The organism is Pseudomonas sp. YeP6b, assembly GCF_025642995.1.
Taxonomy (GTDB): domain Bacteria; phylum Pseudomonadota; class Gammaproteobacteria; order Pseudomonadales; family Pseudomonadaceae; genus Aquipseudomonas.
On the sequence record NZ_CP080090.1, the window covers coordinates 5894462 to 5917755 of the forward strand.

16 protein-coding genes, 2 tRNA genes and 1 pseudogene are annotated in these 23294 nt (G+C 58.1%); 5 read left to right on the forward strand and 14 right to left on the reverse strand.

The features are described from left to right. Nucleotides 1-120 precede the first annotated feature (120 nt). From pgi to KZH41_RS26635, 5 genes are all read left to right on the forward strand, one after another. Complete coding sequence (gene pgi / locus KZH41_RS26615) at nt 121-1785, forward strand: glucose-6-phosphate isomerase (protein ID WP_242152564.1); 1665 nt, start codon at nt 121-123, stop codon at nt 1783-1785. Nucleotides 1786-1890: 105 nt separating this feature from the next. Next, nucleotides 1891-3828, forward strand: coding sequence for an acetate--CoA ligase (gene acs, locus KZH41_RS26620; RefSeq protein ID WP_263274009.1), 1938 nt, complete (start codon nt 1891-1893; stop codon nt 3826-3828). Nucleotides 3829-3845: 17 nt separating this feature from the next. Then, a complete protein-coding gene (locus tag KZH41_RS26625) occupies nt 3846-4715 on the forward strand; it encodes an oxygenase MpaB family protein (RefSeq protein WP_263274010.1) in 870 nt (289 codons plus the stop codon). 60 nt (nt 4716-4775) lie between these two features. After that, nucleotides 4776-5792: a class I SAM-dependent rRNA methyltransferase gene (locus tag KZH41_RS26630; RefSeq protein WP_094950187.1), complete on the forward strand. Its 1017-nt coding sequence runs from the start codon at nt 4776-4778 to the stop codon at nt 5790-5792. Between the two features lie 87 nt (nt 5793-5879). Next, entirely contained in the window at nt 5880-8813 is a 2934-nt protein-coding gene (locus tag KZH41_RS26635) for a DUF748 domain-containing protein (protein ID WP_263274011.1), read from the forward strand. 290 nt (nt 8814-9103) lie between these two features. On the opposite strand, the gene KZH41_RS26640 is transcribed toward KZH41_RS26635, so the two are convergent. The 14 genes and pseudogenes from KZH41_RS26640 to glmM form a co-directional block, all read right to left on the reverse strand. Next, nucleotides 9104-9724, reverse strand: a complete 621-nt coding sequence (locus tag KZH41_RS26640) for a BON domain-containing protein (RefSeq protein WP_094950190.1) — start codon at nt 9722-9724, stop codon at nt 9104-9106. A gap of 359 nt (nt 9725-10083) precedes the next feature. Beyond that, a pseudogene (locus tag KZH41_RS26645) lies at nt 10084-11502 on the reverse strand (IS1182 family transposase). Between the two features lie 117 nt (nt 11503-11619). After that, a complete protein-coding gene (gene pnp, locus KZH41_RS26650; RefSeq protein ID WP_094951715.1) occupies nt 11620-13725 on the reverse strand; it encodes a polyribonucleotide nucleotidyltransferase in 2106 nt (701 codons plus the stop codon). A gap of 194 nt (nt 13726-13919) precedes the next feature. Further along, on the reverse strand, nt 13920-14189 hold the full coding sequence (gene rpsO / locus KZH41_RS26655) for a 30S ribosomal protein S15 (RefSeq protein WP_003176135.1): 270 nt from the start codon (nt 14187-14189) through the stop codon (nt 13920-13922). Nucleotides 14190-14304: 115 nt separating this feature from the next. Further along, nucleotides 14305-15222, reverse strand: a complete 918-nt coding sequence (truB, locus tag KZH41_RS26660) for a tRNA pseudouridine(55) synthase TruB (RefSeq protein WP_242152574.1) — start codon at nt 15220-15222, stop codon at nt 14305-14307. 3 nt (nt 15223-15225) lie between these two features. Continuing rightward, nucleotides 15226-15621 (reverse strand): 30S ribosome-binding factor RbfA, encoded by a 396-nt coding sequence (rbfA, locus tag KZH41_RS26665; protein ID WP_003176137.1) that lies wholly within the window; start codon nt 15619-15621, stop codon nt 15226-15228. Nucleotides 15622-15780: 159 nt separating this feature from the next. Then, a complete protein-coding gene (gene infB / locus KZH41_RS26670) occupies nt 15781-18306 on the reverse strand; it encodes a translation initiation factor IF-2 (protein WP_242152577.1) in 2526 nt (841 codons plus the stop codon). Nucleotides 18307-18333: 27 nt separating this feature from the next. After that, nucleotides 18334-19815, reverse strand: coding sequence for a transcription termination factor NusA (gene nusA, locus KZH41_RS26675; protein WP_078739144.1), 1482 nt, complete (start codon nt 19813-19815; stop codon nt 18334-18336). A 47-nt stretch (nt 19816-19862) separates the two neighbouring features. Beyond that, on the reverse strand, nt 19863-20321 hold the full coding sequence (gene rimP, locus KZH41_RS26680; protein WP_032865935.1) for a ribosome maturation factor RimP: 459 nt from the start codon (nt 20319-20321) through the stop codon (nt 19863-19865). Between the two features lie 140 nt (nt 20322-20461). Beyond that, a tRNA-Met gene (locus tag KZH41_RS26685) sits at nt 20462-20538 on the reverse strand. A gap of 96 nt (nt 20539-20634) precedes the next feature. After that, nucleotides 20635-20720, reverse strand: a tRNA-Leu gene (locus KZH41_RS26690). A gap of 22 nt (nt 20721-20742) precedes the next feature. Next, on the reverse strand, nt 20743-21126 hold the full coding sequence (gene secG, locus KZH41_RS26695) for a preprotein translocase subunit SecG (protein WP_083356723.1): 384 nt from the start codon (nt 21124-21126) through the stop codon (nt 20743-20745). A gap of 4 nt (nt 21127-21130) precedes the next feature. Then, entirely contained in the window at nt 21131-21886 is a 756-nt protein-coding gene (gene tpiA / locus KZH41_RS26700; RefSeq protein ID WP_263274012.1) for a triose-phosphate isomerase, read from the reverse strand. Between the two features lie 66 nt (nt 21887-21952). Then, entirely contained in the window at nt 21953-23290 is a 1338-nt protein-coding gene (gene glmM / locus KZH41_RS26705) for a phosphoglucosamine mutase (RefSeq protein ID WP_263274013.1), read from the reverse strand. Nucleotides 23291-23294: the final 4 nt, after the last annotated feature.

The window sequence follows — 23294 nt, forward strand, 5'->3', positions numbered from 1 at the left end:
TAATCGCCCTGCGCCATTGTTGGCGCTGACCGGCACCCAACGCCTGATGAAAGACTGGACGTTCCGGATTTAGAAGTGTCCTAAAGGCAAGTCCCCGTAATAAAAAGGAAACCCGCAGCGATGGCGTATTACCGCACTCCTCATGACGTTACCGCTCTGCCCGCTTGGCAAGCGCTCAATAAACATCGCCAAGCCATGCAGGATTTCAGCATGCGCGACGCGTTCAATGCCGATCCCCAGCGCTTTTCCGAGTTCACCTTGAGCAGTTGCGGGCTTTTCCTCGATTACTCGAAAAACCTGATCACGACCGAAACCCGCGACCTGCTGGTAGGGCTGGCCAAGGAAGTCGACCTTAAAGCTGCGATCGACGCGCTCTACGCCGGCGAACCGGTCAACTCCTCCGAAGGCCGCCCGGCTCTGCACACCGCCTTGCGCCGCCCCGTGGGTGACAAGCTATCGGTCAACGGCGTGAACATCATGCCGGACGTGCACAAAGTGCTGAACCAGATCACCGACCTCGTGGGCCGTATCCACGATGGCCTGTGGCGTGGCTACACCGAGAAGCCGATCACTGACGTGGTGAACATCGGCATCGGTGGCTCGTTCCTCGGCCCGGAGCTGGTCTCTGAGGCACTGTTGTCCTACGCCCATAAAGGCGTGCGCTGCCACTACTTGGCGAACATCGACGGCAGCGAATTCCACGAGCTGACCATGAAGTTGCGCGCCGAGACCACGCTGTTTATCGTCTCGTCGAAATCCTTCAACACCCTGGAAACCCTGAAAAACGCCCAGGCCGCCCGCGCCTGGTACTTGGCCCAAGGTGGCTCGGAAGCCGAGCTGTACCGCCACTTCATCGCCGTATCGAGTAACAACGCGGCAGCTGTGGCCTTCGGTATCCGCGAAGAAAACATCTTCCCGATGTGGGACTGGGTCGGCGGCCGTTACTCGCTGTGGTCAGCCATCGGCTTGCCAATCGCCCTGGCCATCGGCATGTCCAATTTCAAGGAACTGCTGTCCGGTGCCTACACCATGGACCAGCATTTCCAGAACGCCCCGTTTGAACAGAACATGCCCGTGCTGCTGGGCTTGCTGGGCGTGTGGTACGGCAACTTTTGGGGTGCGCAGAGCCATGCGATCCTGCCGTACGACCATTACCTGCGTAACATCACCAAGCACTTGCAACAGCTGGACATGGAATCCAACGGCAAAAGCGTGCGCCAGGACGGCACGCCAGTGTCCACCGACACAGGCCCGGTCATCTGGGGCGGCGTCGGCTGCAACGGTCAGCACGCCTACCACCAGTTGCTGCACCAAGGGACCCAACTGATCCCAGCCGACTTCATCGTGCCGATCGTCAGCTTTAACCCGGTGTCCGACCACCACCAGTGGCTGTACGCCAACTGCCTGTCCCAAAGCCAGGCACTGATGCTCGGCAAGACCCGCAGCGAAGCCGAAGCCGAACTGCGCGAGAAAGGCCTGGCGGAAGCCGAAGTGCAGAAACTGGCACCACACAAGGTGATCCCGGGCAACCGCCCGAGCAACACCCTTGTGGTGGAGCGCATCAGCCCACGTCGCCTCGGCGCACTGGTGGCCATGTATGAGCACAAAGTGTTCGTGCAAAGCGTGATCTGGGGCATCAACGCCTTTGACCAATGGGGCGTTGAGCTGGGCAAGGAGCTGGGCAAGGGCGTTTACAACCGCCTGACCGGCGCCGAAGAAACCCTGGCTGACGATGCGTCGACCCAAGGCCTGATCAACTACTTCCGCGGTCGTCACCGCGGCTGAAGCCGGTACACCAAGGCCAACGTCCGTTTGGACGTTGGCCTTGAACCCTCTCCCCACAGCGTGCATCTTTATGCCTTGTCCCGAAAACAAGAATAAGGACCGCACATGTTCGATATCAGCACATTCCCCAGCGCCGATGCCGTCCGCCTTGCCGCGCAGCTCAGTCAAGCCGAGTACCAGCGCCTCTATCGCCAATCCATTGAGCAACCTGACACCTTCTGGGCCGAACAGGCCAAGGGCTTTCTCGACTGGATAACACCCTGGCACACCGTCCAACAGTCAGACATCAAGACTGGCGCCGCCCAATGGTTTGCCGGCGGCCAACTCAACGTCAGTTACAACTGCATTGACCGTCACCTGGCGCAACGCGCCGATCAGCCGGCCTTCATCTGGGAAGGCGATGATCCTGCAAAATCTTCCAAAATCTCCTACCGCCAACTGCACCAAAACGTCAGCCGCCTGGCCAATGTGCTGAAAAGCCGTGGCGTAAAGAAAGGCGACCGAGTGTGCATCTACATGCCGATGATCCCGGAAGCGGCCTACGCGATGCTGGCCTGTACGCGAATTGGCGCGGTGCACTCGGTGGTGTTTGGTGGGTTCTCACCGGACGCCCTACGCGACCGCATTCTCGACGCCGACTGTCGCACCGTGATCACTGCCGATGAAGGCGTGCGCGGCGGCAAGCCGGTGGCGTTGAAAAAGAATGTCGACAAGGCCCTGGCCAGTTGCCCGAACGTCAGCACGGTGCTGGTGGTGCAACGCACGGGGGCCGACCTTATCTGGGTCAAAGACCGCGACCTCAAATACCAGCAAGCCCTGGACGCCGCCAGCGACGACTGCCCGCCCGAGCCGATGGACGCCGAAGACCCGCTGTTTATCCTCTACACGTCCGGCAGCACCGGCAAACCCAAAGGTGTGCTGCACACCACCGGCGGCTACCTGCTGCAGGCGGCGATGACCTTCAAGTACGTGCTCGATTACCGTGACGGCGAAGTGTTCTGGTGCACCGCCGATGTGGGCTGGGTCACCGGCCACAGCTACATCGTGTATGGCCCGCTGGCCAATGGCGCTACCTCGCTGATGTTCGAAGGCGTACCGAGCTACCCGGACAGCTCGCGCTTCTGGCAAGTGATCGACAAACATCAGGTGAATATCTTCTACACCGCGCCCACCGCGCTGCGCGCCTTGATGCGTGAGGGCCACGGGCCGCTGCAGAACACGTCCCGCGCCAGCCTGCGTTTGCTGGGCAGCGTCGGCGAGCCGATCAACCCGGAAGCCTGGGACTGGTACTTCAACGCCGTGGGCGAACAACGCTGCCCGATTGTCGATACCTGGTGGCAGACCGAAACCGGCGGCATCATGCTCAGCCCACTGGTCAGCGCCCAGCGTATCAAACCAGGCTGCGCGACCCAGCCGATGTTTGGCGTACAGCCCGTGCTGCTGGATGAGCAAGGCAAGGAAATCAGCGGTGCCGGCAGTGGCGTGCTGGTGATCAAAGCCAGCTGGCCGGGCCAGATTCGCAGCATCTACGGCGACCCGCAGCGCATGATCGACACGTATTTCAAACCCTACCCCGGCTACTACTTCACCGGCGACGGCGCACGGCGCGATGAAGACGGCGACTACTGGATCACCGGGCGCATCGATGATGTGATCAACGTCTCGGGCCACCGTATCGGCACCGCCGAGGTCGAAAGCGCTCTGGTGCTGCATGATCAGGTGGCCGAGGCTGCCGTGGTCGGCTATCCCCACGACGTCAAAGGCCAGGGGATTTATGCCTTCGTCACGCCAATGAATGGCGTCGAGCCCAGCGATGAGCTGAAAAAACACCTGCTGGCGCTGGTCAGCAAGGAAATCGGCAGCTTTGCCAAGCCGGAACTGATCCAATGGGCACCCGCCCTGCCGAAAACCCGCTCAGGCAAGATCATGCGGCGGATTTTGCGCAAGATCGCCTGCAACGAACTGGACAGCCTGGGTGATACCTCGACCCTGGCCGACCCCAGCGTGGTAGACGGGCTGATCGACAAACGCCTGAACCGCTAGGAACCTCTGAAGTCGCCATGGAATTTATCCGCAGCCGTATCGAAACCCAGTTGATGAGCCTTACCGGCTTGTCACTGGGCCAGCTGGACCTGGAAAACCCCAAGGGCGATCCCGGCCTGTTCGGGCCGGACTCGGTCAGTTGGCAAGTGCATGGCGACTTCAGCAGCATGCTCATTGGCGGCATCAGCGCCTTGATGCTGCAAGCCTTGCACCCGCTGGCCCTGGCCGGCGTGTGGGACCACTCCAACTTTCGCCAGGACATGCTCGGGCGCTTGCGGCGCACCTCGCAGTTTATTTCCGGCACCACCTTCGGTTCGCGCAAAGACGCCGAATGGCTGATCGAAAAAGTGCGCACCATCCACCTGCAAGTGACCGGGCATGCCCCGGACGGGCGGCCTTACGCGGCCAGCGATCCGGAACTGCTGACGTGGGTGCACGTGGCGGAAGTCAGCAACTTTCTGGCGTCGCACCTGCGCTATTGCAACCCGGGTCTTTCGGGCCGGGACCAGGACCGTTACTACAGTGAAATCGCCTTGGTCGCCGAGCGCTTGGGCGCTCGGCATGTTCCGCGTTCACGGCAGGAAATTTCGGATTACCTGGCACGCATTCGTCCGCAACTGCTGTGCGACGAGCGCAGCCGCGAAGTGCTGCGCCTGTTGCTCAATGCACCCGCACCCAGCACCTTGGCCAAACCCTTTGGCAGCTTGATGATGCAGGCCGGGATCGACCTGCTGCCAGACTGGGCAAGCAACCTGCTCGAACAGCACCAGAGCCCGTTGCAGCGCCAGCTGATCCGCGCCGGGGTCAAGCGCAGTGCACCGTTGCTGCGCTGGGCGATGCGCAATGGTTCGGTGCAGCGCGCCCATCGGCGAATGGGGCTGATGTAGGCGGCGGCTCATAGCTGTTAAACTCCGCGCCCATATTGACTCGCAAGCAAGGCGCGCTCCATGACTCCCTTGAATCAGGCGCTGCGCGCCGCCCTCGATCAACGCCAAGACCTGATCAACACGCTGCATGCCCAGGGCACCGACTGCTACCGGCTGTTCCACGGCAGCCAGGAAGGCGCCGGCGGCTTGACCATTGACCGTTATGGCCCGCAACTGCTGGTGCAGAGTTTTCACCAGTCCCTGGAAACAGCCGAGCTGTTGAACCTGCATGAACTGATCAACCAGTTCATGGGCCTGGAATTGCTGCTGGTGTACAACGACCGCTCGCGTGGCAATTCGCGGATCGACCGTGAAGACACGGTGTACCGCGCCCAACCGGCGGCACTGGAAGACTTGGTCGGCCACGAATGGGGCCTCAATTACCGCGTGCGCGGGCGCCATGCTGGGCAGGACCCGCTGCTGTTTCTCGACCTGCGCAACACCCGTGGCTGGGTCAAGGAACACAGCGCCGGCAAACGTGTGCTCAACCTGTTTGCCTACACCTGTGGCGTGGGCCTGAGCGCGGCAGCCGGTGGCGCCCGCGAGGTGTGCAACCTGGACTTCGCCGAGGGCAACCTGGCGGTGGGCCGCGAAAACGGTGTGCTCAACCCGCAATTGCCGACCATGGGTTTCGTGCAATCCGACTACTTTCCGGCGATTCGCCAACTGGCGGGCTTGCCGATCACTCAGCGCCGCGGCCACAAGCTGCCGAGCTATCCGCGCCTTGAGCAACGCCAATATGACCTAGTGCTGCTCGACCCACCGGCCTGGGCCAAGAGCGCGTTCGGCACCGTCGACCTGCTGCGCGACTACCAGAGCCTGCTCAAGCCTGCACTGCTCGCTACCGCCGACAATGGCGTGCTGATTTGCTGCAACAACTTGGCGAAAGTCAGCATGGATGATTGGCGCGAACAGGTGCTGCGTTGCGCCGAAAAAGCCGGGCGCCCGGTACGCGACTGGCAAATCATGGCGCCGGGAGCCGACTTCCCGTCTCAGGATCAGCAGCCGCCTCTGAAAACCCTGATCCTTCAGTTGTAGTACTTTTCCCAAGCAGCCCGGTACTTCGGAACCGAAATCCCGTGCCATACTCCAAGGCACTCTTGTTCTACATAGATGGCGTCACTCATGCCCAAAGGATTGATCCGCGCCGCTGGCGCCTTGTTGACCGCCCTGGCTCTGTACAGCTTGCTGGGCTTTCTGATTCTGCCGGGCATCGCCCTTCGCATTGCCAACCAACAGTTGGCCAATTACGCCACGGTGCCGGCACGCATCGAGCGAATCGAGCTCAACCCGTTCAGCCTGGAAGTTACGGCATGGGGCTTGAAGATCGGCGAACCGGGCAAGGAGCAGGTGGGTTTCGAGCGTCTCTACGCCAACCTGCAGATCGATAGTCTCTGGACCCGTGCGCTGCACCTGGCCGATGTGCAGCTGGACCAGCCCAAGACCGAGCTGCTGTTCGACAAGTCCGGCCAACTGAACCTGGCGCAGTTGTTCAAGCTGCCGCCGAGCGAGCCCACGCCGACTGACCCTAACGCCAAGCCGTTCCCGCTGCGCATCGACAGCATCAAGCTGGCTGGCGGCTATGTGCACTTTCAAGATTTGCGCCCCAGCGAACCGATCGAATTCCTCTACGACAAACTCGACTTTGAGCTGAAAAACCTCAGCACGCTGCCGGAAGACAATGCCAACATGACCTTGGTGGCCGCCGGCCCTCAAGGTGGGCAGATCGACTGGAAAGGCAATTTCAGCCTGATACCGATCACCTCCGAGGGCACGCTGAAAGTCACCGATGGCAAGATGAAAGCCTGGTGGCCATACGTGCGAGACGCGTTGCCATTGGTGCTGGAAGATGGCGTGCTGAATTTCAGCACCGACTACAAATTCAGCCTGGCCAAAGAAACCGAACTGAACCTGACCAACACCGCCGCCAGCATCGCGCCGTTTGCAATCAAGGCACCGGATGGCCGCCCATTGGTGCGCCTGGAACGCCTGGACGTCAGCGAAACCACGGTGGACCTGGCCAAGCAGCAGGTAGTGGTCGGCAAGATTCGCAGCAACAAGCTGGAAACCTGGGCCGCCCGCGAAGCCGATGGGCAGTTGGACTGGCAGAAACTGTTCGCCAGCCAACCGAGCAAACCGGCCAAGGCGCCGGAACCTGCCACCGCACCGGCGACAGCCGACTCGCCAAAGGCGCAGCCAACAGCACCCAGCAAACCTTGGCAAGTGCTGCTCAAGGATGTGCAACTGCGTAACTATCAGGTGCACCTGGCGGACCGCCAGGTCAAACCTGCGGTAGCGCTGGAGCTGGGCCCGTTGAATGTCGACGTGCAGAACTTCGACAGCCTGAACCAAAGCCCCTTTACCTTGAAAGTCGATACCGGCCTGGGCAAGCAAGGCAAGATCCAGGCAACCGGCCAGGTCAACCTCAACCCGGTCAGCGCCAAACTCAAAGTGAATACCCAGGACATCGACCTGCGGGTCGCCCAGTCCTATATCAGCCCGTTCATTCGCTTGGAACTGCGCAGCGGCATGCTCGGCAGTAACTTGGATGTGAACCTTAAAAGCACTGAGCCATTGGCGCTCCAGATCACCGGCCGCGCTCAGGTCGATCAGTTGCACACCCTGGACACGCTCAAAACCCGCGACTTCCTCAAATGGCAGCGCCTGGTGCTGGAAGGCGTGAACTATCAGCACGGCGACAGCCTGTCGATCGACAAGGTCAACCTGCTGCAGCCATACGCGCGTTTCATGATCAACGATGACCGCACCACCAACATCGACGACTTGCTGATCCCGCAGCCCGCCGACAGTGGCGCCAAATCAGCGGCCAAGCCCGCGGCGAGTAAAGACAAGCCGTTGGGCATTCATATCGGCCAGATCGCGATCAATGACGGCTCGGCCAACTTCGCCGACTTCAGCCTCACACCCAACTTCGCCACGGCCATCCAGCAGCTCAACGGGCAGATCGGCACCATTGACAGTCGCCAGGCCAAACCGGCCACCGTCGATATCAAGGGCAAGGTGGATCGCTATGCGCCAGTGACCATCAAGGGCAGCGTGAACCCGTTTGATCCGATGGCGGCGCTGGATATCGCCACCAGCTTCAAGCGCGTCGAGCTGACCACATTGACGCCGTACTCCGGCAAGTTCGCCGGGTTCCGCATCCGCAAGGGCCGCCTTAATCTCGACCTGCACTATGTGATCACCAAGGGCCAGTTGAAGGCTGAAAACAAAGTGGTGGTTGAACAGCTGCAACTGGGTGAGAAAGTCGACAGCGCCGATGCCGTGGACTTGCCAATTCGCCTGGCAATCGCCCTGCTCAAGGACTCTGACGGCAAGATCTCCATCGAGCTGCCGGTGACGGGCGACCTGAACAACCCGCAATTCAGCGTGATGCCGATTGTGTGGCAGACCCTGCGTAACCTAGTGGTGCGCGCGGCGACGGCGCCGTTCAAGTTTATCGGCGGGCTGGTGACTGGCGGGGGCTCTGAAGACCTGGGCAATGTGTCGTTCGCCGCAGGCTCCAGCGAATTGAACAAAGACGCCGAAGGCGCGCTGAACACCCTGGCCAAGGCGCTGAAAGAGCGCCCTACCCTGCGCCTGGAAATCGAAGGCACGGCCGCTGCCAGCAGTGACGGGCCGTTCCTCGCCGCAGAGCGTCTGGAACGTGAATACCAATATAACTACTACAAGATACTCCAGCGCCGTGGCGATAAAGTCCCGGCCCAGGCTTCGTTGCTTGTCGTACCGGTGAAGGAAAAGGCGCCGCTGCTTGAAGGCATCTACCGTACACGCCTGAAACAACAACCACCGGCCGAATGGAAAGACCTGGGCAGCGATGATCGCACTGCGAAGCTGCGTGATGGGTTGATCAAGTTCTGGGGCGCCAGTGACGTCTTGCTGCGCCAACTGGGGCAAGACCGTGCCAGTGCCATCAAGGACTACCTGGTGGACAAAGGCCAGTTGGAAGATGACCGGGTGTACTTCATTGATGCCAACCTGGGGCAGGCGCAGAAGGATGGTCGGGTGGTGACGCCGATGCATCTGGATGCTGAGTAACACCTGAGCGACACCATGCAAATGTGGGAGCTGGCTTGCCTGCGATGCAGGCACCTCGGTCATTCAGTTGAATCGAGGTGTTGCTATCGCAGGCAAGCCAGCTCCCACGTTTGTTTTGGGTCGGCCTGGAGATTTTGTTTCTGCTCAGAATAGAACAGGCCCCGACACAAGTGCCGGGGCCTGTAATGACCACATCCGTGTGGTCGGTCGCATGAACTCCAGAGGTGCACCGGGTGGATATCTAACTCACCCTAAGCCGCCGCTTTACAGTTCAGACGAGACGTTAAGCGTTACTCTGCTTTCAGGCCATCGGCCGATACAGCTTTAACGCCTTTGATTTTCTTGGTGATATTTACCGCGGTAGTTTTCTGCGCTTCAGTCACTGCGACGGAAGAGGACAGGGACACTACACCTTTGTTGGTTTCGACTTTAATGTCGGTGCCAGGAATGCCTTTCTCGGTTACCAGGTCAGCTTTCACTTTGGTGGTAATCCAGGTATCAGAGGTAGCGCCTTTTGCGTCGGCTGCTGCGCCTTTGGTTTTGTCGATGTTGTCGGCCTTAGTTGCGCCACCAGCCAGCAGGCCGTCAGCGGAAACAGCGGTAACACCTTTGATTTTCTTGGTGATCGCTACGGCAGTGGCTTTCTGCGAGTCAGAGATAGCAACTGTCGAGGACAGCGAAACCACGCCTTTGTTGGTTTCAACCTTGATGTCCGAGCCAGGAATGCCTTTTTCAGTCAGCAGGTCAGCTTTGACTTTGGTGGTGATCCAAGTATCCGAAGTGGACTCTTTGGCTTTGGTCACTTCGCCAGCGGCCAGGGTCATTGGAGCTTGGGAAGTCTGAGCAAAGGCCACGTTAGCACCCATGGCCAGGGTCAGAGCGGTAGCAGTAGCGAGAGCGAACTTCTTCATACGAGTAACTCCTGTTTTATTGAAAGTCTGCAGTGGGTAAACCTTGATGCTGCAGCGTTAACAGGGATGTTGCAGACACTGTGCCAACTCACAGAGTTGAAATAAAACCTTTTAAAACAACGAGTTATGAAATATTAAAAAATCCGGAATCGTGCAACTTGCATGAAGAGGACCCTGCCTGCATGCAAGTTGCGGCTTTTGGGCTGGATTAAACGCCTGATTTTTCTGCATTTTCCCATCCCCATAAAAAAAGGACCCCGAACAGACTGTGTGAAAACGCACTGAAGGCCAGCTCAACAAACGCCCCGACTTGTTCGGGGCGTTTGTTTTTGTGCGAGCAATAGATGAAAAAAGGCCTTTCAGCCCATCAGCTCCATCAACTGGCGGGCTCCGAGCACGCTAATCGCTCGCTTAAGGTTATAAGCGTTCACCGCCAAGGCCATTTCTGCTTTTGCGCCCTCCAACTGGCGCAACAGGAAACGACCATTCCCAAATAGCCATTGCTTGAGGTTTCCGAAAGGGTGCTCAACGATGGATCTTCGGTTGGCCATCATCTGCGGATGCGCCAGCATTCGCTGCTCCATTCGCTCAAAGGCTTCCTCATGGGCATGGCGTGAGACATAGCGACGTTGGGCGCCAGTGCACTGGGATTTGAGCGGGCAGGCAGCGCAGTCACTGACATCGCCCTGATAGATTCGATCTCCCTTGTTGCGCTGCTTGAGCGTCAGCCACTTGCCCGCCGGGCACTGATAACGATCGTGTTCGGCTTCGTAGATAAAATCTTTGCGCTCAAAAAGCTCCTCACCGCCTGGGTTGACCGAGCGATTGGGCGGCACGTACACGGTAATCCCAGCCTCCTCGCAGGCCTGAAACTGCTGGCCGTTGGAGTAGCCAGCATCGGCTGTCACGCTCAGGGCATCTTGTTCCAGATGTTCTTTTGAGGACTTGGCCATTGGCTCGAGTTGCTTGCGGTCATCGCCATCCTGGGTCACTTCATGGTGCAGGATCAGGCAATGTGCGGCGTCCACGGCGGTTTGTACGTTGTAAGCCACCCGCGGCCCTTTGGGCGTGCGCATCATTCAGGCATCGCTTTCTTGGGTGTTGAATTGCTCCAGGCCCATCGAGTTCATTAGCGCTTGGCAGCTCTGATTATCCTGCTGCCGGACTTCAAGCTGCGCCAGTGCTGTTTTGATTGCGCTGCGATCAATCGCCTCTGTGGTTTCGGCCTTGTCGGCCTCATCCAGCTCGGCCAGATACTGAGCGATGCGCTTATCCAGTTTCTCTTCCTGACGTTTGAGCTGCTTCAAATTCATATGACGCCGCGAGGACGCCACCGCCTGAAATTTGCTGCCGTCGATGGCCACCAACTCACCGGCGATCAGACCGGCTGTGCGGCAAAACCGAACAAAGGCACGGCACGTCGCCACAAAGGCGAGTTTGTTGTTTTTGCGAAAGTCGGCGATGGTCTTGAAGTCAGGTTTGAGCCGATTGATCAGCCACATCACTTCGATGTTGCGCTGGCATTCGGCTTCAAGCCGCCGCGATGAGCGAATCCGCTGGAAATAGCCATAAAGGTAGAGTTTGAGCTGGTCGGCGGGGTCATAAGACGGGCGGCCGGTGCTTTTGGGCAACGCTTTATCAAAGCCCAGTTGCACCAGATCCAGCCTGGCGACATAGAGATCAATGACGCGAACGAGGTGATCCTCGGGGATCAATTCCTCCAACGAGACCGGGAACAGACTGGTCTGGCTGCGGGACTCTCCTTGGATATAGGCCATAACGAAAAATGCTCCGTATCTTTCGATACGGAGCATTTTCTTTGAGCGCTGCGCAGATTGCTAGGTTTTCACACAGTCTGCGAAGGGTCCTTTTTTTCAGCTTAAGCCTACGGGTGTTTAAACGCCCGAAGCCTTGGCTGCTGCTACGTCCTTGATGGACAGCTTGATACGGCCGCGGTTGTCCACGTCCAGTACCAGCACTTCCACTTCCTGGCCTTCTTTCAGAATGTCGGTCACTTTCTCAACGCGAGCGTCGCTCAACATGGAGATGTGAACCAGACCGTCTTTGCCCGGCAGGATGTTGACGAATGCGCCGAAGTCGACGATGCGCTCAACCTTACCCACGTAGATCTTGCCGATCTCGGCTTCAGCGGTGATGCCCAGAACGCGCTGACGCGCAGCTTCTGCGGCTTCTTTGGTTTCGCCGAAGATCTTGATCGAGCCGTCGTCTTCGATGTCGATCGAAGCCTTGGTCTCTTCGCAGATCGCACGAATAGTCGCGCCGCCTTTACCGATAACATCACGGATTTTGTCGGTGTCGATTTTCATCGCGATCATGGTCGGAGCATTTTCCGACAGTTCGGTACGGGACTGACCAATGATCTGGTTCATCTGACCGAGGATGTTCAGGCGCGCGTCCAGGGCTTGGCCCAGAGCGATTTCCATGATCTCTTCGGTGATGCCCTTGATCTTGATGTCCATCTGCAGCGCGGTAACACCTTTAGCGGTACCGGCTACCTTGAAGTCCATGTCGCCCAGGTGGTCTTCGTCACCCAGGATGTCGGTCAGGATGGCGAACTTCTCGCCTTCTTTAACCAAGCCCATGGCGATACCGGCAACCGGCGCCTTCATCGGCACACCAGCGTCCATCAGTGCCAGGGAAGCACCGCAAACGGAAGCCATGGAGCTGGAACCGTTGGACTCGGTGATTTCCGACACCACACGAATGGTGTACGGGAACACGTCGGCGGCAGGCAGCATGGCTGCAATCGAACGACGGGCCAGACGGCCGTGACCGATTTCACGACGACCAGCACCACCCATGCGACCACACTCACCTACCGAGAACGGAGGGAAGTTGTAGTGCAGCATGAACGGGTCTTTTTTCTCGCCTTCCAGGGTGTCCAGCAGCTGTGCGTCACGGGCGGTGCCCAGTGTTGCAACAACCAGGGCCTGGGTTTCGCCACGGGTGAACAGAGCCGAACCGTGGGTCTTAGGCAGAACACCGACTTCGATGTTCAGAGGGCGTACAGTTTTGGTGTCGCGGCCGTCGATACGTGGCTTGCCGTTTACGATGTTTTCGCGAACGGTGCGGTATTCGATTTCGCCGAAAGCTGCTTTGACTTCGCTGGAAGAAGGCTGGCCTTCTTCACCGGACAGCTTGGCAACAACCTGGTCTTTCAGCTCACCCAGGCGAGCGTAACGATCGGCCTTGATGGTGATGGTGTAAGCCTGGGAGATCGCGTCGCCGAACTCGGCACGAATAGCGCCCAGCAGAGCAGTGGCTTCAGGCTGTGGGGCCCAGGTCCAGGTTGGCTTGGCAGCTTCAGCAGCCAGTTCTTTAACAGCGTTGATCACAACCTGGAACTCGTCGTGAGCAAACAGTACCGCACCCAGCATCTGGTCTTCGGTGAGCTCTTTGGCTTCCGATTCAACCATCAACACGGCTTCCGAAGTACCGGCAACGACCATGTCCAGGCTCGAAGCTTTCTGTTGTTCGTAAGTCGGGTTCAGCAGGTAGCCGGTGCTTTCGTGGAAAGCAACGCGAGCTGCGCCGATCGGGCCATCGAAAGGAATACCGGAGATGGCCAGGGCAGCCGAGGTACCGATCATCGCAGCGATGTCCGGATCGGTCTTCTTGCTGGTGGAAACGACGGTGCAGACAACCTGCACTTCGTTCATGAAGCCTTCTGGGAACAGCGGACGGATCGGACGGTCGATCAGTCGGGAAGTCAGGGTTTCTTTTTCGGAAGGACGGCCTTCGCGCTTGAAGAAACCGCCAGGGATCTTACCGGCAGCGTAAGTCTTTTCCTGGTAGTGAACGGAAAGAGGGAAGAAGCCTTTGCTTGGGTCAGCGGTCTTGGCGCCAACAACGGTCACCAATACGGTGACGTCGTCGTCAACGGTGACCAGCACTGCGCCGGAGGCTTGACGGGCGATACGGCCTGTCTCGAGGGTAACGGTCGACTGACCGAACTGGAATTTTTTGATAACCGGGTTCACGGTGTCCTACCTTCTTTGTGGCTCTTGGGGAACTTGTCTTCTTGCGAAATTCTTGGGCAATGTCGGGAATCGGCCCGAGCCTGGTCCAGGGCAAAACGTGTATCCAGATAAAACTTGAGGCTGGGAGCCTGCCATGGGCCAGCGGGAATCCCACTGACACACGGCAGACAACCAACCTCTAGCGCAATCGCTGATTAGCGACGCAGACCCAGGCGACCGATCAGAGCCTGATAACGACCCAGATCCTTGCCTTTCAGGTAGTCCAGCAGCTTACGGCGCTGGTTTACCATGCGGATCAGACCACGACGGGAGTGGTGATCTTTACCGTTGGCCTTGAAGTGACCTTGCAGCTTGTTGATGTTGTGGGTCAGCAGTGCAACTTGCACTTCTGGCGAACCAGTGTCACCAACAGCTTGCTGATAGTCAGCTACGATTTGTGCTTTTTCTTGAACGTCGAGAGCCATGAGGCAATCCTTTTTTCAGGAAACCACCCAAAGGGCAGTCTCAACAGGCCAGGGACAAATCCCTGTATCTAAAAATGAGTGTTGACCGTGCCTGTTAACAGCCACACTCGTCCGGTCATTCTGACCGAATCAGTCGACGCGGCGCTATACGCCCGTCTTCGCTCACTTCACCGATACCGATGAAGCGACCGTTATGATCCTGTACCCGCACCATGCCGAACTTCGGAGCATCCGGGGCACGTACCGGCTGGCCGTTGAGCCAGTAGAACGCGCTGTGCTCCGAGAAGTGCAGCAATGGCCAATCCAGCAAACCGCTGTCCGATGGCATCAGGAAGCGATCAACTGCTTCATTGCCGCCTTCGGCGTGTACGGCCTCCAACTCTTCCAGCGTGACCGTCTGGGCCAGGCTGAAGGGCCCTGCCTGGGTACGTCGCAGTTCTGCAACGTACGCGCCGCAACCGAGCTTTTCACCAATATCTTCCACCAGGGTACGGATATAGGTGCCTTTGCTGCAGTCCACGGCCAAGCGGGCAGTGTCGCCTTCACAGGCGAGCAAATCCAAGCGCGCAATAGTAACAGAACGCGGTTCGCGCTCCACTACTTCGCCCGCACGTGCCAGCTTGTAAAGTGGCTGGCCATCACGCTTGAGCGCCGAGTACATCGGCGGTATCTGACTGATTTGCCCACGAAAACCCGGCAAAGCAGCTTCAATATCAGCACGACCAACGGTCACGTCACGAACCTGCAAAACATCACCCTCGGCATCGGCCGTGGTAGTGGTCTTGCCCAGCTGCATCAGGGTTTCGTAACCCTTGTCGGAATCAAGCAGGTATTGCGAGAACTTGGTCGCCTCACCAAAGCACAGCGGCAGTACACCGGTGGCCAAGGGGTCGAGGCTGCCGGTATGCCCGGCCTTCTCGGCATTGAGCAGCCAGCGGACCTTCTGCAAGGCGGCATTGGAGGTAAAGCCAATGGGCTTGTCGAGCAGAATAATGCCGCTGACGTTGCGACGGATACGTTTGACCTGAGCCACCGCTTACTCCTTGGCGTCTTCAGGTGTGGACGGGTGCTGGCTGTCTTCAGCCACGGCGCGTTCGATCAGGGCCGACAGGTGCGCACCACGCACGACGCTTTCGTCGTAGTGGAAGTGCAACTGAGGCACGCTGCGCAGCTTCATTTCACGGGCCAACTGCATGCGCAGGAAACCTGCAGCCGAGTTGAGCACCTTGATGCTTTGCGCGATTTCTTCGCTGTTGTCCTGCCCCATCACGGTGATGAAGATCTTCGCGTGACCTACGTCGCGGCTCACTTCAACCGCGGTGATGGTCACCAGGCCAACACGGGGGTCTTTGACTTCGCGACGGATCAGTTGGGCCAGCTCGCGCTGCATCTGATCGCCGATACGTTGGGTACGGCTGTATTCTTTTGCCATGTCTTGTTACCTGTTACTGCCACACGGTGAAACCCGTGGGGTCTGAAAGCGGCAAACGCCCGGCCTGACAAAAGCCAGACCGGGCGTTGCGTTTAGAGTCCGTACGCTGCGCGGGGCATTTGCATGCCCACACGCGGCGTGGCTCCTGAAGTGCGCGAGTTAGAGGCTGCGAGCAACCTGAACCTTCTCGTAGACTTCGATCTTGTCGCCAGCCTTGACGTCGTTGTAGCTCTTGACGCCGATACCGCATTCCATGCCGGCACGTACTTCGGAAGCGTCATCCTTGAAGCGGCGCAGGGATTCCAGCTCGCCTTCGAAGATAACGATGTCTTCACGCAGTACACGGATTGGACGGTTACGGTGCACAACACCTTCGATAACCATGCAACCGGCGATCGCGCCGAATTTCGGCGAGCGGAACACGTCACGCACCTCGGCAACACCCAGGATATTCTCCCGAACGTCGCTGCCAAGCATGCCGGTAAGGGCTTTCTTGACGTCTTCGATGATGTCGTAGATGACGTTGTAGTAACGCATGTCCAGGCCTTCCTGCTCGACGATCTTGCGAGCGCCAGCATCGGCACGCACGTTGAAGCCGAACAGTACAGCGTTGGAAGCCAGTGCCAGGTTGGCGTCGGACTCGGTGATACCACCGACACCGCCACCGACAACGCGCACTTGCACTTCGTCGTTACCCAGGCCATTCAAGGCGCCGTTCAACGCTTCGAGCGAACCACGGACGTCAGATTTGAGGACGATGTTGAGCGTCTTCTTCTCTGCCTGGCCCATGTTTTCGAAGATGTTTTCCAGCTTGCCGGCGTGAGCACGGGCCAGCTTGACTTCGCGGAACTTGCCTTGACGGAACAGAGCCACTTCACGGGCTTTCTTCTCGTCGGCAACCACGCTCATCTCGTCGCCAGCGTCCGGGGTACCGTCCAGGCCGAGAATCTCGACAGGGATGGAAGGACCGGCTTCTTTGATTGGCTTGCCGTTCTCGTCGAGCATGGCACGTACACGGCCGTAGTTCGAACCGACCAGCACCATGTCGCCTTGGCGCAGGGTACCGTCTTGAACCAGAACGGTTGCAACCGGGCCACGACCTTTGTCGAGACGCGATTCAACCACAACACCGCGACCCGGGGCCGATGGAGTTGCTTTCAGTTCGAGTACTTCAGCTTGCAGCAGAACCGCTTCGAGCAGCTCGTCTACACCGGTACCGACTTTCGCCGAAACCGAAACGAACGGCGTATCACCGCCCCACTCTTCGGAAGTCACGCCGTGAACCGACAGCTCGCTACGGATGCGATCGAGATCAGCGCCCGGCTTGTCGATTTTGTTCACTGCAACAACCAGTGGAACACCTGCGGCCTTGGCGTGCTGGACAGCTTCAATGGTCTGCGGCATCACGCCGTCGTCCGCTGCAACTACCAGGATCACGATGTCAGTCGCCTTGGCACCACGGGCACGCATTGCGGTAAACGCGGCGTGACCTGGGGTGTCGAGGAAGGTGACCATGCCGCGTTCGGTTTCAACGTGGTAGGCACCGATGTGCTGGGTGATACCGCCGGCTTCGCCAGCAGCTACCTTGGCACGACGGATATAGTCGAGCAGGGAAGTCTTACCATGGTCAACGTGGCCCATTACGGTCACGACTGGCGCACGGGAGAAGGTTTCACCTTCAAACTTCAAGGACTCGGCCAGGGAATCTTCCAAGGCGGTGTCGCTGACCAGGGTCACTTTATGGCCCAACTCTTCAGCCACGAGCTGAGCAGTTTCCTGATCAAGCACCTGGTTGATAGTCGCTGGAGTACCCAGTTTGAACATGAACTTGATGATTTCAGCAGCCTTGACCGACATCTGATTGGCGAGATCGCCAACAGAAATGGTCTCGCCGATCTGCACATCACGCACGACAGGGCCGGTTGGGCTCTGGAAACCGTGGGCGTTGCGTTTTTTCAGCTTGGCCTTGCCGCGACCACCACGACGGAAGCCATCGCTTTCTTCGTCGGTAGTACGTGGAGCAACGCGTGGAGCAGGCGCTTTCTCTTTGACCGAGGCACGATGCGGAGCGTTTTTGCGCTCGCCATCAGCACCACCACCGCGACGATTGTTATCGTCGGCACGTGGCTTGTCCGGACGACGAGGTTCGTCGCGCTTGCGAGCGTCTGCTGCAGGAGCAGGTGCAGCGGCAACCGGAGCGGCCTCACGCACAGCTTCAACAGGCGCTACAGGAGCGGCGACCGCTTCAGTACCAGCAGGTTGCGCAGCAGTAGGCTGGCGACGCGCTTCTTCTTCGGTGCGACGCTTGGCTTCTTCTTCAGCCTTCTGACGAGCAGCATTTTCTACTGCGCGACGTTCTTCCAGTTCGCGTTTGCGCTCGGCTTCGATTTCTTCCGGGCTGCGCTGTACGAAGACTTTCTTCTTGCGTACTTCAACGCTGATGCTCTTGCTACCAGCAACACGCAGGGTGCTGGTGGTTTTGCGCTGCAATGTAATCTTGCGCGGTTCTTCCACTTTCGCCTTGTGGCTGCTCTTCAAGTGAGTCAGCAAAGACTGCTTCTCACTATCGCTCACACCTTCATCGGCGGCGGTGTGCGGCAGACCTGCCTCACGCATCTGCTGCAACAGGCGCTCTACCGGTGTTTTGACCTCATCGGCCAGTTGTTTCACCGTGACTTGCGTCATGCACTTCTCTCCTCAGGCCGCGCCTAGTTACTCGAACCAATGGGCTCGGGCGGCCATGATCAACTTGCCGGCACGATCATCGTCAATGCCGTCGATGTCGAGCAGATCGTCAATAGACTGCTCGGCCAGGTCTTCGCGGGTAATTACGCCGCGCACCGCCAGTTCCATCGCCAAATCCTTGTCCATACCCTCAAGCGAGAGCAGGTCTTCGGCCGGATGGGCGTCTGCCAGCTTTTCCTCAGTAGCGATGGCTTTAGTCAACAAACGATCCTTGGCCCGAGCGCGAAGCTCGTTGACGGTGTCTTCGTCAAAGCCGTCGATGTTGAGCATTTCTTCCAACGGTACGTAGGCAATCTCTTCCAGGCTGGTGAAGCCTTCATCTACCAGTACCTGCGCCAGGTCTTCGTCGACTTCCAGCTCGTCGATGAAGTTGCGCAGGATGTCACCGGTTTCAGCTTGCTGCTTAGCCTGGATGTCCGATTCGGTCATCACGTTCAGGGTCCAGCCGGTCAGTTGGCTGGCCAGACGCACGTTCTGACCACCACGACCAATGGCCTGAGCCAGATTGTCTGCGCCAACGGCGATGTCCATTGCATGGGCATCTTCGTCAACGATAATTGCCGCCACTTCAGCTGGCGACATGGCGTTGATCACGAACTGCGCCGGGTTATCGTCCCATAGGACGATGTCCACACGCTCACCGCCCAATTCGCCCGACACTGCCTGGACGCGTGAACCACGCATACCAATGCAAGCGCCCTGCGGGTCGATGCGTTTGTCCTTGGAACGGACCGCGATCTTGGCGCGCGAACCCGGGTCGCGGGACGCAGCCATGACTTCGATCAGGCCTTCGGCAATTTCCGGCACTTCGATACGGAACAGCTCGATCAGCATTTCCGGCGCGGTACGCGACAGGATCAACTGCGGGCCGCGGTTCTCGGTGCGGATTTCCTTGAGCAGCGCACGCAGACGCACGCCGACACGGAAGGTTTCGCGAGAAATGATGTCTTCGCGGGCCAACAACGCTTCAGCGTTATTGCCCAAGTCGACGATCACGTTGTCGCGGGTAACTTTTTTCACGGTGCCGGAGATGATCTCACCCAGGCGCTCGCGATAAGCGTCAACGACTTGAGCGCGCTCGGCTTCGCGAACCTTCTGCACGATGACCTGCTTGGCGGTCTGTGCAGCAATACGGCCGAATTCGATCGACTCGATCTTTTCTTCGACGACATCACCGACATTGGCGCCAGGATGCGTTTCGGCAACCTTGCTTGGCCAAGTTTCGATGGCCGGATCATCAAGATCGGCTTCTTCGACGACCGTCCAGCGACGGAAAGTCTCATAGGCACCGGTGTGGCGGTTGATTTCCACACGCAGATCAACTTCGTCTTCAAAACGCTTTTTGGTAGCAGTGGCCAAGGCCAGCTCCAGCGCTTCAAAAATCACGTTTGCCGGTACGCCCTTTTCATTGGATACCGACTCAACAACCAGCAGTACTTCTTTGCTCATCGTACGCCTCGCCTTTCGCAAGCCATTGGATCCGCGGGATCCGCGTCTCAGTCAAAACTGGGAATAATGTTGGCCTTGTCGATCATATCGATCGGCAACAGGAATTCATGGTCTTCTACCTGCACCACGACATCCTGTTCTTCTACACCGCGCAGAAGGCCCTGAAAGTTGCGTCGCCCTTCAAAGGGAGAGCGCAGCTTGATCTTCACTTGTTCACCGGCAAATTTTGCAAACTGATCAATAGTGAACAGTGGGCGTTCCATGCCAGGCGAGGAAACTTCAAGGGTGTACTCAACGGCGATTGGATCTTCAACATCCAGCACACCGCTGATCTGACGGCTGACAATGGCACAATCGTCCACCAGCACGCCGCCCTCTTTATCGATATAAACGCGCAACATTGAGTGGCGACCTTGAGCCGAAAACTCAATACCCCAGCATTCATAGCCTAGGGCCACGACCACCGGGGCCAACAAGGCCTGCAACTCTTCTAGCTTGCTCGACACCTGAACCCCCTCGTGCATGTATGTGCATGCTGTGCAAAATAAAAAAATGGGCGAAACGCCCATCCTTGAAACGCCGTCGAACAGCGGCGTTGAAAGTGTCCAGCTAACAAAAAGCCCCTTAAAAGGGGCTCCGCTAAAACTGGTTGCGGGGGCCGGATTTGAACCGACGACCTTCGGGTTATGAGCCCGACGAGCTACCAGACTGCTCCACCCCGCGACAAAGCTGGGGCGGAAGTATACGACCGATCCTTTACAGGGTCAATGTAACCTTCCACCTACAAGAAAGCCCGCAACAGCGGGCTCTCCTGATAATTGGTACCGAGAAGGGGACTCGAACCCCTACACCCTATGGGCACAACCACCTCAAGGTTGCGTGTCTACCAATTCCACCACCTCGGCAATACAGCGCTTACAACCCTTCTTACTTCTGCTCTTGAGCTGGAGGTACGTCAGTCGCTGGAGTAGCCGACTTTTGCTCTTGAAGCACCGGGACATCATCAGAAGCCGGTTTTGCTTTTGGTACTTCCAACACTGCTGGATTTGGGAGACCTACTTGAGTCAGCACATGAGCTTTCTCTTTAGCATAGTAACCTAACCCCAAGCTGGTTATGAAGAAACCGGCGGCAAGTATAGCAGTAAACTTACTAAGAAAGGTAGAGGAACCTTGGCTTCCGAATACAGTATTTGAAGCACCTGCACCGAAAGACGCACCAGCATCCGCACCTTTACCCTGTTGCAACAAAACCAGAGCAATTACGCCCAGGGCAGCCAACAGATGAAAAACGACTACGACTGTTTCCAGCATTTTTTCAGTTTCCCGCGGCGCGACAGATCGCACCGAACTCATCTGCATTCAGGGAAGCTCCACCAATGAGCCCCCCATCGATATCCGGCATGCCGAACAGTTCGACCGCATTGGCCGCCTTCACGCTGCCGCCGTATAGAAGCCGCACACCTTGTGCGATTTCAGAATTCTCTGCCGCCAACTGCGCGCGGATGGCTGCGTGCACATCCTGCGCCTGTTGCGGTGTAGCAGTCAGCCCGGTGCCAATGGCCCAGACCGGCTCGTAAGCAATTACTGCCTTTGCAAATGCACCAACACCCAACTCCTCGATGATGCTGCCCAGCTGACGCGAGACAACTTCAAGAGTCTTGCCCGATTCACGCTGCTCAAGAGTCTCCCCTATGCACAACACTGGAATCAGGCCACAAGCCTGTGCTGCTGCGAACTTGCGATTGAGTGCCCCATCACGTTCGCCCATCATTTGACGGCGCTCGGAGTGCCCGACAAGCACATAGGAACAACCCGCATCTACCAACTGACTCGGCGAAATCTCACCGGTCAACGCACCTTGCGTGGGCTCCACCGCAGAATTCTGCGCGCCGACCTGAATCGACTTACCTTTCAAGCCATCAACAACCTGGTTGATATGCAAGCAAGGCGGAAAAACCGCGACATCAACACCGCTAGGCAAGGCCAAGTGACGAAGGCCGTTTATCAGCTCAGCGACACTGGCGCGGGTACCGTGCATCTTCCAGTTACCAGCTACCATAGTGCGACGCATGCTGTACCTCGTCGGTCAAAGTGGGCGCAGATGTTACCCAACCACATCATCACTGGCAAGCCGAATTCAGGCGCAAATTTCAGTTACCAGTTTTGCCAGGTCCTCGGCATGGCCGCGAACCTGTGCTTCGTCTTCACCTTCGACCATGACACGCACCAAAGGCTCTGTGCCGGACTTGCGCAGCAACACCCGCCCACGCCCCGCCATTGCCTGGGTCACGCGCTCGCAGGCGTCTTTGACAGCAGGGTGCTCGATCGGGTTTTCACCACCGGCGAAACGCACATTGAGCAGAACTTGCGGGCACTTGCGCAGCGCCTGACGCGCCTGAGCGAGACTCTCTTCGCGACGACGCAAGGACAGCAACACTTGCAGCGCAGCAATAATGGCATCGCCCGTGGTGGTGTGCTGGAAGCAGACAACATGCCCTGAGTTCTCACCACCCACCTGCCAGTTACGCTCCAGCAGCTCGGCGATTACATAGCGGTCACCGACATTGGCGCGAACAAATGGGATCCCCAGCTCTGCCAAGGCCAGCTCAAGCCCAAGATTGCTCATCAGCGTACCGACGACACCACCTTGCAGCTTGTTACGCTCATGCAGGTCGCGAGCAATGATAAACAGCAAGTCATCGCCATCAACAACAGTACCGGTGTGATCCACCATCAACACGCGGTCACCATCGCCATCAAAGGCGATACCCAAGTCAGCATGCTCAGCCAGAACGGTCGCCTGCAGCTGCTCCATATGGGTGGAGCCGCAGTTATCGTTGATATTCAAACCATTCGGCTGGGCCGACAGCACTGTCACGTCGGCACCCAGCTCTTTGAATACACTCGGAGCGACCTTGTAGGTTGCACCGTGCGCACAATCGACGACGATCTTCAGGCCGGCAAAATTGGTGCTGGTCGGCACGCTGCTCTTGCAGAATTCGATATAACGACCAGAGGCGTCGTTGATGCGCGAGACCTTACCCAGCTTGCTGGACTCGACCACGGTCATCGGTGCATCCAGCAGCTCTTCAATCATCAGCTCGATCTCGTCCGGCAGCTTGGTGCCCTGGCCCGAGAAAAACTTGATGCCGTTGTCATCATGGGGATTGTGCGAGGCACTGATCACGATACCGGCTTCAGCGTGAAAGGTACGCGTCAGGTAGGCGATCGCCGGTGTCGGCATAGGGCCCAGCAGCATTACATCAGCACCGGCGGCGGATAAACCTGCCTCCAGCGCCGATTCAAACATATACCCCGAAATCCGGGTGTCTTTGCCTACCAGGATGCGGCACGCGCCCATGCTGCGGAACGCCATGCCTGCCGCCCAACCCAGCTTGAGCATGAAATCAGGAGTAATCGGGAATTCGCCGACACGGCCACGGATACCGTCGGTGCCAAAATATTTTTTAGTCATAAGT

Bases quoted from the DNA above. Each gene is read 5' to 3' on its own strand.
- acs (WP_263274009.1), top strand. From the start codon at position 1,891: ATGTTCGATATCAGCACATTCCCCAGCGCCGATGCCGTCCGCCTTGCC.
- infB (WP_242152577.1), bottom strand. From the start codon at position 18,306: ATGACGCAAGTCACGGTGAAACAACTGGCCGATGAGGTCAAAACACCG.
- KZH41_RS26625 (WP_263274010.1), top strand. From the start codon at position 3,846: ATGGAATTTATCCGCAGCCGTATCGAAACCCAGTTGATGAGCCTTACC.
- nusA (WP_078739144.1), bottom strand. From the start codon at position 19,815: ATGAGCAAAGAAGTACTGCTGGTTGTTGAGTCGGTATCCAATGAAAAG.
- pgi (WP_242152564.1), top strand. From the start codon at position 121: ATGGCGTATTACCGCACTCCTCATGACGTTACCGCTCTGCCCGCTTGG.
- rpsO (WP_003176135.1), bottom strand. From the start codon at position 14,189: ATGGCTCTCGACGTTCAAGAAAAAGCACAAATCGTAGCTGACTATCAG.
- KZH41_RS26630 (WP_094950187.1), top strand. From the start codon at position 4,776: ATGACTCCCTTGAATCAGGCGCTGCGCGCCGCCCTCGATCAACGCCAA.
- tpiA (WP_263274012.1), bottom strand. From the start codon at position 21,886: ATGCGTCGCACTATGGTAGCTGGTAACTGGAAGATGCACGGTACCCGC.
- secG (WP_083356723.1), bottom strand. From the start codon at position 21,126: ATGCTGGAAACAGTCGTAGTCGTTTTTCATCTGTTGGCTGCCCTGGGC.
- KZH41_RS26640 (WP_094950190.1), bottom strand. From the start codon at position 9,724: ATGAAGAAGTTCGCTCTCGCTACTGCTACCGCTCTGACCCTGGCCATG.
- glmM (WP_263274013.1), bottom strand. From the start codon at position 23,290: ATGACTAAAAAATATTTTGGCACCGACGGTATCCGTGGCCGTGTCGGC.
- KZH41_RS26635 (WP_263274011.1), top strand. From the start codon at position 5,880: ATGCCCAAAGGATTGATCCGCGCCGCTGGCGCCTTGTTGACCGCCCTG.
- rbfA (WP_003176137.1), bottom strand. From the start codon at position 15,621: ATGGCAAAAGAATACAGCCGTACCCAACGTATCGGCGATCAGATGCAG.